Here is a 13,617-nt window from a genome sequence, read left to right as displayed (position 1 = left end):
CGTCAAGAAGTAAATCTTTAACGAGATGGCAACGGTGCCATTCGTTATCTAAGTGAAGGCAGGCGTCCTGGCACCGGCAGCCGCCGAAAGGCCACCCTCGGACCCGTGCAAAAGCGTCGAATCACCCATCTCGCTCAGTACGAGGGCGAGGGCGCCGAGGACCTCCGCGCGCCCGCCCAGGGCCCCGGGAGCCAGCGAGAGCTGCCGGGCGGCACTGGGGATGGCGTAACGCGACACGGAGTCCCTGATGGGCGCCAGGACCAGCTCCCCGGCCTCCGCGAGGTCGCCGCCGAGCACGACCCGGCTCGGGTTCAGAAGGTTGCAGAGGTTGGCGATGCCGCTGCCGATGTGGCGGCCGACGTCCGCGACCACCCGGCGGCAGCCCGGGTCGCCCTCGCGGGCCAGCTGGACCACCCGTTCCATGGTCAGGTCGGGCCCGTGGCTGGACTGCAGCAGCGGCAGGACGTAGCGGGCCGCCGTGAAGGTCTCCAGACAGCCGCGGTTGCCGCAGCGGCACACCGGGCCCGACTCGTCCAGGGTGATGTGCCCGATCTCGCCGGCCGTGCCGCCCGGGCCCCGGTAGACCCGGCCGTCGATCACCAGACCGGCGCCGACACCGCTGGCCACCTTGATGTACGCGAGGTCCTTGACGCCCCGCCCGCTGCCCCAGACCAGCTCGCCGAGGGCTCCGAGGTTGGCGTCGTTGTCGACGTGCACGGGCACGCCGAGGCGGGCCGAGAGCTCGTCGGCCGGGTTGATCCCGCTCCAGCCCGGCAGGATCGACGTGGAGCCCAGGGTGCCCGAGGAGACGTCGATCGGGCCGGGCACGCCCAGGCCCACGCCGACGACCTTGTCCCGGCCGATGCCGGTGGCCGCGATCAGACGGCTGACCAGCTGTTCCGCCCGGTCGAAGCCCTCCGCGGCGGAGGCGTCGACGTCGAGCGGCTCGGCCTCCTCCGCGAGCACCTGGTGGGCCAGGTTGCCGACCGCGACCCGCAGGTGGGTGTGCCCGAAGTCCACGCCGATGACGATGCCGGCGTCGCCGCTGAGCGAGACGCTGCGGGCCCGGCGGCCGCCCGCCGAGGTCGGCGTGACCTCGACGGTCCCGCCGTCCTTCAGCTCCCGCACGATGTTGGAGACCGTGGCGGCGGACAGGCCGGTCGTCCGGGCGATCTCCGCCTGGGTGAGCGATCCGGCCATCCGTACCGCCCGGACGACCCGCTCGAGATTGGCCCGGTGCAGCGAGGACTGCGACCCCGGAGTCTCCATTGACTCTCTCCACCCTACGACGTGTACAAGTTATGAACTCCAAGCTCCTTCGTGGGGCTTGTCGCCGTCAAGTCCTCGACGGTAGTCGTATCCGGAACGAAAAAGTCCGGCCCCGGAGAGAGGACTCTCCGGGACCGGACGGCGAGCGACCGGCTCGTTACTTGAGCGTGGCCGAAGTGAGACCCGCCTGGACCTGCCGCTGGAAGGACAGGTAGACCACGAGCATCGGGATCATGGCGATGGTGACGCCCGCGAAGAGCACCGGCAGGTCGGTCTCGTAGCCCTGCTGCTGCTCCAGCTGGATCAGGCCCTGGGTGAGCACGTAGCGCTCCGGGTCGTCACCGCTCTGCGGCTGCATCAGCACCGTCGGCAGGATGAACTGGTTCCACTGCCCCAGCGTGTTGAAGATGCCGACGCTGAGCAGGCCCGGCTTGGCCATCGGCAGCATCACCTGGAAGAAGGCCCGGGTGTGCGAGGCCCCGTCGAGGATCGCCGCCTCGAAGACCGCCGTCGGCAGCGTCCGGAAGAAGGAGTGCATGAAGAACACGGTGAACGGCATCGAGTAGGCGACGTACACCAGGATCAGGCCCTGGTAGGTGTTGAGCATCCCGAGCATCTTCACCATGAAGAAGAGCGGGACGAGCGCCAGGAAGACCGGGAACATGGCGCCGGCCACGAAGAAGTAGTAGACGAGCCGGTTGCCCCAGAACTCGTAGCGGGCGAGCACGTACGCCGCCATCGAGCCGAAGAGCATGGTGAGCGGCACCGAGAACACCAGGACGATCACGGTGTTCACGAAGTAGTCGCCGATGCCCTTGTTCCAGGCCCGGGTGAAGACGTCCAGGGACCAGTTCTCCGGCCAGCCGAAGGCGGACCCGGCGATCTGCCCGTCGGTCTTGAAGGAGCTCAGCACGAGCCAGATAAGCGGCAGCACGATCATCAGCGCCCACAGGGCGAGGAAGCCGTGCGAGAAGACGTTGAGGACGGTGCCCTCGCGAGCCGGGCCGGGCGCGGGCGTGCGCCCCTTGCCCGTCGCGCGCTGCCGGGGCACGGCGGCCCCGCCGGCGACGGTGGTGTCGGACTTCTGGATGGGTGCAGTCATCGTCGTTCTCCCGCTCAGAACTCGAGGCGCTCGCGGCGGGTGGCGCGCAGCGTGACCACGGACACGATCAGGGTGAGCAGCAGCATCACGACGCCCATGGCGCAGGCGTAGCCGCTCTTACCGAAGTAGAGGAAGTTGCGCATCATGACCGTCGACATGACCTCGCTGTGGTGGTCGGGCCCACCGCCGTAGTCGCCGGAGGTCATGGTGGAGACGAGGACGAACATGTCCATCGCGACGATGCCGAGGTAGACCCAGGCGGTCTGCACGGAGTCCCAGAGCAGCGGCAGCGTGATCTTGAAGAAGGACTGGGCGCGGCCGGCGCCGTCGATCAGCGCGGCCTCGTAGATGTCGCGCGGGATGGACTGCATCGCGGCGGAGAACAGCACCAGGTAGAAGCCGACGCCGTGCCAGACGACGACCGCGATGAGGGCCCACAGGACGAAGTCCGGCTCGTTGAGCCACTCCACCGGCTGGTCGGCCTCGACGAGGCCGAGCTTGAGGAGGAGGCCGTTGAGCATGCCGCCGGCGTCGCTGCGGTACACGGCGCCGAAGAGCACCGCGAGGATCGCGAGCGAGAGCACCTGCGGGAAGAAGTAGACGACCTTGTAGAACTTGGATCCGGCGACGCCCGCGACGCCGCCGGCCCGGCTCCGCCCGCCCGCGTTCACCATGAAGGCGAAGAAGAGGGCGAGCAGAATGGTGATCACCGGGATGAACACCAGGAACAGGATGTTGTGCCAGACCGCTCCCAGGAAGACGTCGTCCTCGAAGAGGGCGGCGTAATTGTCGAAGCCGACGAAGGAGAAGTCCTGTGACTGGCCTTTCCAGTCGGTCAGCGAGTAGCCGAACGTCTGGATGTACGGCCAGATGACGAAGACCAGATAGAGGGCCACGGGTATGAAGAGGAATCCCGTGACGAACTTGTACTGCCCTTTGCGCATGGCGTTCCTGTCCCTGATGTCCCCGGATGAGGTTTCGCGTCCCGGCCCGCGCGTCAGTCGCGGCGGTTGTTCTTGGACGCCGGGTCCTTGGCGGCCTTGTCGACGGCGGCCTGGGCCCGCTTGAGCCATTCCGCGGGCTGGATGCGCTTGGCCATCAGCTCGTTGGACGCGTTCTGGATCTCGGTGTCCATCTCGCTGTACCACTCGGTGTACAGGTAGCGGAACGTGTTGGTGCCGGCCGCCTTGGACGCCTCGACCGTGGACTGGGTGCCCGGGCGGAGCTTGACGCTCGGGTCCACGCCGTCGGCGAGGATGGTGAGCGAGTTGGCCTCCTTGGCGAAGAGCGTCGACCACTCCTTGGAGAGCATCATCCGCATGAACTCCTTCGCCTCGGCCAGGTTCTTGGCCTTGGCGGGGATGATGAAGGGCTCGCCGGAGCCGGCCCGGATCGCCTCGTAGGGCATCTTGCTGCCGGGCAGCAGGGGCATCGGCATGAACTTCATGTCGAAGTCGGCCGGGGTCTGCTTGAGCTGCTCGTTCTCCAGCCAGGAGCCACAGGTGATGAAGGCGGCCTTGTACTGGTTCCAGCGGGTCTGGGACTCGGTGTGCTCCAGGCCGTTGGTGCCGGGCATCAGGTAGCCCTTCTCGACCACCTCGTACACCGCCTCGACGGCCTGCTTGGCGGCGTCGGAGCCGACGAAGGCCTTGGGGTCGAGGTTGTCGATGGCCTTCATGGCCTCGAGACCGCCGGTCTTGGCGATCAGGTCCATGATGGCGACGTTGATGTAGTACGGGTACTTGCCCTGGTGGGCGAGGCCGCCGATGCCCTGGGAGGTGGCGTCCTTGCAGATCGCGAGGAAGTCGTCCCAGGTCTTCGGCTCGGTCCAGCCCTTCTCCTTGAAGAGCTTCCCGGAGTACCACAGGCCCCACACCGTGTAGATGTAGTTGAGGGCGACGACCTTGCCCTCCTGGAGGCCGGCGTCGATGGTGCCGGGGATGAGGGTGTCGCGGACCTTCTTGTTCGGGTCGTCGACGGACGGCGCGTCGAGGACCTCGGCGAGGTCGAGCAGCTGGCCGTTCTTGTGCAGGACGTCGATCTTGATCTTCTGGGCGCCGGAGTCGTCGACGATGTCCGGCGGGTTGCCGGCGTTGAAGCGCGGCTGGAGCTTGCCGGTGATCTCCTGGGTGCCGGTGTGGGTGGCGGTGATGCCCCACTTCTTGTTGAAGCTGGCCTCCCAGGCCTTGGCGTAGTCGTCGCCGTATCCGCCCTTGAAGACGACGACGTCGATCTTGCCGCCCTTGGCGACGCCGAAGGGATTGTCCTTCGTCTTCTCGCCCTTGGGCTTGTCGTTGCCCGAGTCGTCGCCCCCGCTGGAGGCGCACGCGGACAGGAAACTCATGGTGGGCACCGAGATCAGACCGAGTGCGGCGGAACGCTTGATCAGATCGCGACGGCCGAGGCCCTCATTGTTCTGGGCGGAGGTGGATCCCATGCTCAAGTCCTCGCCTTCATTCAGGACTCAGGCGGTGTACCGGTCGCCCGTACAAGTTCGCCTCAGGCGAAGGGCCCCGCCACCGCGGTCAATTGCAGCTGGGTCGTGCAGGCGTCGGGCCGTCGTCGGCAGGTCTTGGTTTCTCCGCGACGGGCGGGACGCCGACAGGTATAGTCCACTTCCCGTCGCCGGAGCAAGATCGAAACCAGCTTTCCCCGGCAGTCTTCTCCGAGTTGAGACCTGCGGGATATCCGAGCCGTTTCTGCCCCGTTTCCTCCCTCGAATTGGCGTCAACACCCTTGACACCACCTCGGACTTGCCCTTCTCCTGGGTTCTTGCGCGATCGGTTTGACAACGTTGTCTAGAACCAGCGGCAGGAGCGACGACACGGCATGCACCCCCATCTCAGAGCGGTCTCCCTGGCGGCCTCGGCGGCGCTGATCCTGACCCTCGTCCCCACGGTGGCTCAGGCGGTTCCGGGCGCATCGGAACAACCCGGCGGAACGGCACGGGAATTCACCACCTCCTTCGAAGCGGAGGAAACACAGCCGACCTGGCGGAACACCGTCGAAGTCGGTCCCGACGGAAAGAAGCGGACATCCGGCGTCGACGGCGGATTCGTCACCGGCATACCCGGAAACGTCACCGACCGGGTCACGGCCCTGCGGGCCAGCGGCGAGCACGCGGGCGCCGGCGAGGTCAAGGAGAACCTGGTCGACCTGCAGCCCGGCACCAAGTGGCTGGTGTTCGAGCCCACCGCGTGGATCGAGTTCGACCTGGACTCCCCCGTCAGGCTCGCCACCTACGCGCTGACGTCGGCGAACGACGCCGCCGAGCGCGATCCGCGCGACTGGACCCTCAAAGGCTCGGCCGACGGCAGGCAGTGGACGGTCCTCGACACCCGCTCCGGCGAGAGCTTCGCCAAGCGCTTCGAGACCAGGACGTACGACATCGCGGGCGGCGGCACGACCGCGTACGCGCACTACCGCCTGGAGATCACCAGGAACGCGGGCGCGGGCCTCACCCAGCTCGCCGACGTTCAGTTCTCGAACGGGGACACCTCCCAGCCCGTCCCCGAGGACATGCGCAGCCAGCCCGACCGCGGCCCCAGCGGCTCCCCCACCGCCAAGGCCGGAGCGGGCTTCACCGGCAAGCGCGCGCTGCGCTACGCGGGCACCCACAAGGGCGAGGGCCGCGCGTACTCGTACAACAAGGTCTTCGACGTCGACACCCGGATCGTCCGGAACACCGAGCTGTCGTACAAGATCTTCCCGTCCATGTCGGCCTCGGAGACCGACCTGAACTACCCGGCCACGAACGTGTCCGTGGACCTCGCCTTCACCGACGGCACCTATCTGAGCGATCTGGGCGCCACCGACTCGTACGGCGGGCTCCTCACCCCGGGCGGCCAGGGCGCCGCGAAGCGGCTCTACGTCAACCAGTGGAACCAGGTCACCGCGCGGATCGGCGAGGTCGCGAACGGGAAGACCGTGGACCGGATCCTGGTGGCCTACGACTCGCCCAGGGGCCCCGGCAAGTTCCAGGGCTGGATCGACGACCTGGCGATCGCGCCGAAGCAGCCGCGGGAACCGTACGAGCGGCTCTCCGACTACGCGTCGACCACGCGCGGCACCCACTCCTCCGGCTCCTTCTCGCGCGGCAACACCTTCCCGGCCACCGCCGTCCCGCACGGCTTCAACTTCTGGACGCCGGTGACCAACGCGGCGACCCAGAGCTGGATCTACGAGTACGCGCGCGGCAACAACGCCGACAACCTGCCCACCCTCCAGGCGCTGTCCGCCAGCCACCAGCCCAGTCCCTGGATGGGCGACCGGCAGACCTTCCAGGTGATGCCCTCGGCCGCCGCGGGCACCCCGCCCACCGACAAGGCGGCCCGCGCCCTGCCGTTCCGGCACGCGAACGAGACGGCGAAGCCGCACCACTACGGCGTCACCTTCGAGAACGGCCTGAAGGCCGAGATCGCCCCGGCCGACCACGCGGCCGTCATGCGCTTCACCTATCCCGGCGACGACGCGAGCGTGGTCCTCGACAACGTCACCGACCAGGGCGGGCTCACCCTCGACCCGGCGACGCGTTCCTTCACGGCCTACTCCGACGTGAAGAGCGGGCTGTCGACGGGCGCGGGCCGGATGTTCGTGTACGGCGTCCTCGACGCGCCGGTCACCTCGTCCGCCGCGCAGGGCGTGAAGGGCCACCTCCGGCTCGACGCGGGCCCGGACCGCACTGTCACCCTGCGGATCGCGACCTCGCTGATCTCCGTCGAGCAGGCGAAGGCGAACCTCGCCGACGAGATCCCGGAGGGCACGGACTTCGACACCGTCCGCGAGCGGGCCCAGCAGGCCTGGGACGAGGTGCTGGGCCGGGTCACCGTCGAGGGCGCGACCCACGACCAGCTGGTGACCCTCTACTCCAGCCTCTACCGGCTCTACCTGTACCCCAACTCGGGCTTCGAGAAGGTCGGTTCGACCTACCGGTACGCGAGCCCGTTCTCGCCGCCGGCCGGGCCCGACACCCCGACCCGTACCGGCGCGAAGGTCGTCGAGGGCAGGCCGTACGTCAACAACGGCTTCTGGGACACCTACCGCACCACCTGGCCGGCCTACTCCTTCCTCACCCCGCGGAAGGCGGGCGAACTGGTCGACGGCTTCGTGCAGCAGTACAAGGACGGCGGCTGGATCTCCCGCTGGTCCTCCCCCGGCTACGCGGACCTGATGACCGGCACCTCCTCGGACGTGGCCTTCGCGGACGCGTACGTGAAGGGCGTCGATTTCGACGCGGAGGCGGCGTACGAGGCGGCCCTGAAGAACGCCACCGTCGTGCCGCCCAGCCGCGGCGTCGGACGCAAGGGCATGGAGACCTCCCCGTTCACCGGCTACGCGTCGACCGAGACCCACGAGGGCCTGTCCTGGTCCCTGGAGGGCTACCTCAACGACTACGGCATCGCGAGGATGGGCCAGGCGCTCTACGAGAAGACCGGCAAGAAGCGCTACCGGGACGAGGCGGCGTACTTCCTCGACCGCGCCCGGAAGTACGTGTCGCTGTTCGACGCCAAGGCCGGCTTCTTCCAGGGCCGGGACGCGAAGGGCGCCTGGCGGGTGCCCTCGGCCTCGTACGACCCGCGCGTCTGGGGCTACGACTACACGGAGACCAACGGCTGGGGCTACGCCTTCACGGCCCCGCAGGACTCCCGCGGCCTCGCCAACCTGTACGGCGGGCGCGCGGGCCTGGCGAAGAAGCTGGACGCGTACTTCTCGACGCCGGAGACGGCCTCGCCCGACGTCGCCGGCTCGTACGGCAGCGTCATCCACGAGATGACCGAGGCGCGGGACGTGCGGATGGGCATGTACGGCCACTCCAACCAGGTCGCGCACCACGTGCCGTACATGTACGACGCGGCCGGGCAGCCGTGGAAGACGGCGGAGAAGGTCCGCGAGGTCCTCTCCCGGCTCTACACCGGCAGCGAGATCGGCCAGGGCTACCACGGCGACGAGGACAACGGCGAGCAGTCGGCCTGGTTCCTGTTCTCCGCGCTCGGCTTCTACCCGCTGGTGATGGGCAGCGGCGAGTACGCGATCGGTTCGCCGCTGTTCACGAAGGCGACGGTGCGGATGGACAACGGCCGCACGCTGGTCGTGGAGGCGCCGCGCAACAGCGCCCGCAACATCTACGTGCAGGGCGTGAAGCTGAACGGCGTGTCCTGGAACTCGACCGCGCTGCCGCACGCGCTGCTCGCCAAGGGCGGCACGCTGAAGTTCGAGATGGGTTCCCGGCCCTCCGCGTGGGGCACGGGCGGCACGGCGGCCCCCGTCTCGATCACCCAGGACGACGAGGTGCCCTCGCCGCGGGCGGACCTGGTCGCGGGAGCGGGTGCGGGTCCGCTGTTCGACGACACGTCGGCGACGGCGGGGCCGCTGGCCGGCCCGGTCGGGCTCCCCGTGGCCGGCCCGGTGAAGGCGGTGCAGTACACGCTGACCTCGTCGGCGGACCGGGCGAAGGCGCCGGCGGGCTGGGTGCTCCAGGGCTCGGCGGACGGGGTGACCTGGACGGACCTGGACCGGCGGGACGGCGAGTCCTTCGCGTGGAACCGGCAGACCCGGGTGTTCTCGGTGGCGAAGCCCGGCGCGTACGCGAAGTACCGCCTGGTGGTGGCCGGACCGGCCGCCGCCGAGCTCGCGGAGGTGGAGCTGCTGGGCTGACGCCCGGCTGCCCCGCCCATGAGGAAGGGCCCTCTCCCCGGCGGGGAGAGGGCCCTTGCCCTACCGGACCTTCGGCGGTCAGCCGCGGATCAGGTTGCGCAGCACGTACTGCATGATGCCGCCGTTGCGGTAGTAGTCCGCCTCACCGGGGGTGTCGATGCGGACGACCGCGTCGAACTCGACACCGGTGTCGGTGGTGACCTTGACCGTGCTCGGGGTGGTGCCCTCGTTCAGCTCGGTGATGCCCGTGATGGAGAAGGTCTCCTCACCGGTCAGGCCGAGCGAGTCGGCCGTCTGGCCGGCCGGGAACTGGAGCGGGAGCACGCCCATGCCGATGAGGTTCGAGCGGTGGATGCGCTCGTACGACTCGGTGATGACGGCCTTGACGCCGAGGAGCGCGGTGCCCTTGGCCGCCCAGTCACGGGACGAGCCGGAGCCGTACTCCTTGCCGCCCAGGATGACCAGCGGGGTGCCGGCGGCCTGGTAGTTCTGCGAGGCGTCGTAGATGAAGGAGACCGGGCCGCCCTCCTGCGTGAAGTCGCGGGTGTAGCCGCCCTCGGTGCCCGGCGCGATCTGGTTGCGCAGGCGGATGTTGGCGAAGGTGCCGCGGATCATGACCTCGTGGTTGCCTCGGCGCGAGCCGTAGGAGTTGAAGTCACGACGCTCCACACCGTGCTCGGTGAGGTACTTGCCGGCCGGGGTGTCGGCCTTGATGGCACCGGCCGGGGAGATGTGGTCGGTGGTGACCGAGTCGCCGAGCTTCGCGAGCACGCGGGCGCCCGTGATGTCGGTGACCGGGGTGGTCTCCATCGTCATGCCCTCGAAGTACGGGGGCTTGCGGACGTAGGTCGACTCCGGGTCCCACTCGAAGGTGCTGCCGGTCGGGATCGACAGGGCCTGCCACTGGGCGTCGCCCGCGAAGACGTCCTCGTACGACTTGGAGAACATGTCCTCGCCGATGGCGTTGGCGACGACGTCGTTGACCTCGGCCTCGGACGGCCAGATGTCGGCCAGGTAGACCGGCTTGCCGTCCTGGTCGACGCCGAGGGCGTCCTTGGTGATGTCCACCTTCATGGAGCCCGCGATGGCGTACGCGACGACCAGCGGCGGGGAGGCCAGGTAGTTCATCTTGACGTCGGGGTTGATGCGGCCCTCGAAGTTCCGGTTGCCGGAGAGGACCGAGGTGACCGCGAGGTCGTGCTCGTTGACGGCCTTGGAGACCTCCTCCGGCAGCGGGCCGGAGTTGCCGATGCAGGTGGTGCAGCCGTAGCCGACGAGGTTGAAGCCGACCTTGTCGAGGTACGGGGTGAGGCCCGCCTTGTCGAAGTAGTCGGTGACGACCTTCGAGCCCGGGGCGAGGGTGGTCTTGACCCACGGCTTGCGGGTCAGGCCCTTCTCCACGGCCTTCTTCGCGACGAGCGCGGCGGCGACCATGACGTACGGGTTCGAGGTGTTGGTGCAGGAGGTGATCGCGGCGACGGTGACGGCGCCGTGGTCGAGCGTGTAGGTCGAGCCGTCGGGGGCGGTCACCTGGACCGGGTTCGACGGGACGCCGTTGCTGACGGCCGGGGCGTCGGAGGCCGGGAAGGACTCCTGGCCCGCCTCGTCGACCATGTCGACGTAGTTGCGGACGTCCTGCTTGAACTGCTCGGCGGCGTTCGCGAGGACGATGCGGTCCTGCGGGCGCTTCGGGCCGGCGATCGACGGGACGACGGTGGAGAGGTCGAGCTCCAGCTTCTCGGAGAAGTCGGGCTCGGCGGCCGGGTCGAGCCAGAGGCCCTGCTCCTTGGCGTACGCCTCGACGAGCGCGACCTGCTGCTCGGAGCGGCCGGTGAGCTTGAGGTAGTTCAGGGTCTCGCCGTCGATCGGGAAGATCGCGGCGGTGGAGCCGAACTCCGGCGACATGTTGCCGATGGTGGCGCGGTTCGCGAGGGAGGTGGCGGCGACGCCCTCACCGTAGAACTCGACGAACTTGCCGACGACGCCGTGCTTGCGCAGCATCTCGGTGATCGTGAGGACCAGGTCGGTGGCGGTGGTGCCGGTGGGCAGCTCGCCGGTCAGCTTGAAGCCGACGACGCGCGGGATCAGCATGGAGACCGGCTGGCCGAGCATGGCGGCCTCGGCCTCGATGCCGCCGACGCCCCAGCCCAGCACGCCGAGGCCGTTGACCATGGTGGTGTGCGAGTCGGTGCCGACGAGGGTGTCGGGGTACGCCTGGCCGTTGCGGACCATGACCGTGCGGGCCAGGTGCTCGATGTTGACCTGGTGGACGATGCCGGTGCCCGGCGGGACGACCTTGAAGTCGTCGAAGGCGGTCTGGCCCCAGCGCAGGAACTGGTAGCGCTCCTTGTTGCGGCCGTACTCGAGCTCGACGTTCTGCGCGAAGGCGTCGTTGGTGCCGAACTTGTCGGCGATGACGGAGTGGTCGATGACCATCTCGGCCGGGGAGAGCGGGTTGATCTTCGCCGGGTCGCCGCCGAGCGCCGCGACGGCCTCGCGCATGGTGGCGAGGTCGACGACACAGGGGACACCGGTGAAGTCCTGCATGATCACGCGCGCCGGCGTGAACTGGATCTCCTGGCTCGGCTGGGCCTGCGAGTCCCAGTTGCCGAGGGCCCGGATGTGGTCGGCGGTGATGTTCGCGCCGTCCTCGGTGCGGAGCAGGTTCTCGAGCAGAACCTTAAGGCTGTAGGGGAGCCGGGCCGAGCCCTCCACCTTGTCCAGACGGAAGATCTCGTACGACTCGTCACCCACGCGCAGCGTGGCGCGGGCGTCGAAGCTGTTCGCCGACACGACGGTCTCCTTCATATATGTGCGCGTTCCACCACATCCTGCCGCCACGTACTCGTCGTCGATCCGCTAAGGTAAGGCTAAGTTAGGTAACCCTTACCAGGGTGGCGGCAGCGGTGCGCCTCGGCAGATATCTCGATGTCGAGATAACTCTAGTACATCACCGGCGGCCGGTCATGCCCGGCAGCCCCGAGAAACGCCGCCACCGTCGCGAGGAAGCGGACCGGGTCGTCCAGCCACGGATAGTGGCCTGCCCCGGGCTGCACATGGAATGTGGCGTCGGACACGAGACCCGCGAGCTCGGCCACGGCGCCCGGCGGGCTGTTGAGGTCGAACTCCCCCGCCAGGAGCAGGACGGGCGCGGGGAGGCTCGCGAGCGCGGCGCGGGTCGCGCCCGGGGTGAAGGCGCCGTCCGCCCCGAAGCCGGCGACGGCCTCGGGATTGTCCGGACGGCTCGCGACCTCGTGCCGGCGGGCCGCCTCGTCCCAGCGGCCGTATCGGAAGGGCGCGATCGCCTCCCAGTCGGCGCCCGTGCCGTCGTTGATCGCCTCCAGGGCGGCGAAGGCCGCCGGGAACCAGGGCTCGTGCGCACGCCGGCGCGCGAGCCCGAGGCGGGTCCCGGCAGTGACGTCGATGCCGACGGCGCGCAGGCCCGGAGTGACGAGGACCAGGCGGGCCACGCGGTGCGGGTACCGGGCCGCGTACTGGACGGCGATGTTGGCCCCGGCGGAGTGGCCGAGCAGGTCGACGCGGTCGAGACCGAGGTGGGCGCGCAGGGCCTCGATGTCGTCGACGAGCCGGTCGCAGCGGTAGCTCGCGGGATCGGCGGGCCGCGCGGACCGTCCGGTGCCGCGCAGGTCGGGGAGGACCAGGGTGCGATGGGCGGCCAGCCCTCCGAGGTCGCCGAGGTACGCGGAGCTGGCGGGCCCGCCGGGGACACAGAGGAGCGGATCGCCGGAGCCGACGAGGCGATGGGCGAGGCGGGTGCCGTCGGGGGCGGTGAGGGTGGCGGGGGCGGAGGGGGTTTCGGTGATGCCGGGGGCGGTCGGGGTTTCGGGCGCGCCAGCGGCGGCCGGGGCGTGGGTCATAACTCTGTTATACAACCTGGTTATGAATCGGGTCGAGCCCTGCCGGGCAGCGGGTATAACTGGGTTGTGACAGCCGAGGAGAGCACGACCGGGAACACGACCGAAGACATGACCGGGGATCTGACCGAGGAACAGGTCGGGCGGATGTTCGCGGGAATGAACGAGATCATCCGCGCGGGCGAGGAGATGCGGCGCCTGCGCGCCGAGATGATCCAGCTGTTCGCCGCCGCCGGCTGGACCCAGGACCGGCTAGCCCGGCTCGCCGGGATGAGCCAGCCGGCGGTGTCGAAGCAGGTGGCCAGGGCGGCCGCCGGAGCGCCTGGGGCGTCCGGGACGGGTGGGGCGGGCGGGCCGGCGGACGTGTCGCTGGACCAGCTCGACACGCCGTGGCTGGAGGGGCGGCTGTGGGGCCTGGCCGAGGAGTTGTCGGCGGCGCTCGACGACACGGCCCACTGCTCGCGCCTGGTGCACGCGCTGGCCCGGGGCCGGAAGCGCTTCACGCCGCAGAACGTGGACGCGCTGCGGCGCCTGGTCGAGGAGGACCTGCGGGAGTACGGGAGGGAGGCGCAATTCGCGCCGCACCGGGTCACATACGACCGGATCGCGCGCGGCCTCGACGTCCTGGCGACGACGGAGGGAACGGAGGCCGGTCCGGCGTCAAGGCGTCGCGCGCTGGCCTGCCAGATCCAGCGGGTGCGCCTGCACGAGACGTGA

8 protein-coding genes are annotated in these 13,617 nt (G+C 69.3%); 2 read left to right on the top strand and 6 right to left on the bottom strand.

All coding sequences use genetic code 11. The features are described 5' to 3' along the window. Positions 1-48: 48 nt before the first annotated feature. The 4 genes from ACFWJO_RS04850 to ngcE all read right to left on the bottom strand — a co-directional run bounded on the left by ACFWJO_RS04850 (position 49) and on the right by ngcE (position 4,808). Positions 49-1,269 carry an ROK family protein gene (locus ACFWJO_RS04850; RefSeq protein WP_384422709.1) on the bottom strand — a complete coding sequence of 407 codons (1,221 nt, stop codon included), beginning with the start codon at positions 1,267-1,269 and terminating at the stop codon, positions 49-51. A 157-nt stretch (positions 1,270-1,426) separates the two neighbouring features. Continuing rightward, positions 1,427-2,371, bottom strand: a complete 945-nt coding sequence (locus ACFWJO_RS04845; protein ID WP_386863399.1) for a carbohydrate ABC transporter permease — start codon at positions 2,369-2,371, stop codon at positions 1,427-1,429. 14 nt (positions 2,372-2,385) lie between these two features. Next, entirely contained in the window at positions 2,386-3,315 is a 930-nt protein-coding gene (locus tag ACFWJO_RS04840; RefSeq protein WP_384422704.1) for a carbohydrate ABC transporter permease, read from the bottom strand. Between the two features lie 53 nt (positions 3,316-3,368). Continuing rightward, complete coding sequence (ngcE, locus tag ACFWJO_RS04835; protein WP_386863398.1) at positions 3,369-4,808, bottom strand: N-acetylglucosamine/diacetylchitobiose ABC transporter substrate-binding protein; 1,440 nt, start codon at positions 4,806-4,808, stop codon at positions 3,369-3,371. Positions 4,809-5,200: 392 nt separating this feature from the next. On the opposite strand from ngcE, the gene ACFWJO_RS04830 reads away from it, so the two are divergent. Beyond that, entirely contained in the window at positions 5,201-9,025 is a 3,825-nt protein-coding gene (locus tag ACFWJO_RS04830) for a GH92 family glycosyl hydrolase (RefSeq protein ID WP_386863397.1), read from the top strand. Between the two features lie 78 nt (positions 9,026-9,103). Here the strand turns inward: ACFWJO_RS04830 and acnA are convergent, their stop codons facing one another. Next, the gene (gene acnA / locus ACFWJO_RS04825) at positions 9,104-11,833 is read right to left on the bottom strand and encodes an aconitate hydratase AcnA (RefSeq protein WP_386863396.1); all 2,730 of its coding nucleotides are present in this window, start codon (positions 11,831-11,833) and stop codon (positions 9,104-9,106) included. Between the two features lie 134 nt (positions 11,834-11,967). Next, positions 11,968-12,903, bottom strand: coding sequence for an alpha/beta fold hydrolase (locus ACFWJO_RS04820; protein WP_386863395.1), 936 nt, complete (start codon positions 12,901-12,903; stop codon positions 11,968-11,970). Between the two features lie 108 nt (positions 12,904-13,011). Between ACFWJO_RS04820 and ACFWJO_RS04815 the strand changes: the two genes are divergently transcribed. Then, positions 13,012-13,617 (top strand): sigma-70 family RNA polymerase sigma factor, encoded by a 606-nt coding sequence (locus tag ACFWJO_RS04815; protein ID WP_386863394.1) that lies wholly within the window; start codon positions 13,012-13,014, stop codon positions 13,615-13,617.

The sequence above is a fragment of the Streptomyces sp. NPDC127092 genome (genome assembly GCF_042722475.1).
Lineage (GTDB): Bacteria > Actinomycetota > Actinomycetes > Streptomycetales > Streptomycetaceae > Streptomyces.
The sequence above is the reverse complement of the archived record's forward strand: the minus strand, read 5'-3'. Positions and strand labels throughout refer to the sequence as shown.

What these genes read in the sequence shown, in the direction of transcription:
- ACFWJO_RS04850 (WP_384422709.1), bottom strand. Translation starts at nt 1,269, where the DNA reads ATGGAGACTCCGGGGTCGCAGTCCTCGCTGCACCGGGCCAATCTCGAG.
- ACFWJO_RS04845 (WP_386863399.1), bottom strand. Translation starts at nt 2,371, where the DNA reads ATGACTGCACCCATCCAGAAGTCCGACACCACCGTCGCCGGCGGGGCC.
- ACFWJO_RS04840 (WP_384422704.1), bottom strand. Translation starts at nt 3,315, where the DNA reads ATGCGCAAAGGGCAGTACAAGTTCGTCACGGGATTCCTCTTCATACCC.
- ngcE (WP_386863398.1), bottom strand. Translation starts at nt 4,808, where the DNA reads ATGGGATCCACCTCCGCCCAGAACAATGAGGGCCTCGGCCGTCGCGAT.
- ACFWJO_RS04830 (WP_386863397.1), top strand. Translation starts at nt 5,201, where the DNA reads ATGCACCCCCATCTCAGAGCGGTCTCCCTGGCGGCCTCGGCGGCGCTG.
- acnA (WP_386863396.1), bottom strand. Translation starts at nt 11,833, where the DNA reads ATGAAGGAGACCGTCGTGTCGGCGAACAGCTTCGACGCCCGCGCCACG.
- ACFWJO_RS04820 (WP_386863395.1), bottom strand. Translation starts at nt 12,903, where the DNA reads ATGACCCACGCCCCGGCCGCCGCTGGCGCGCCCGAAACCCCGACCGCC.
- ACFWJO_RS04815 (WP_386863394.1), top strand. Translation starts at nt 13,012, where the DNA reads ATGACCGGGGATCTGACCGAGGAACAGGTCGGGCGGATGTTCGCGGGA.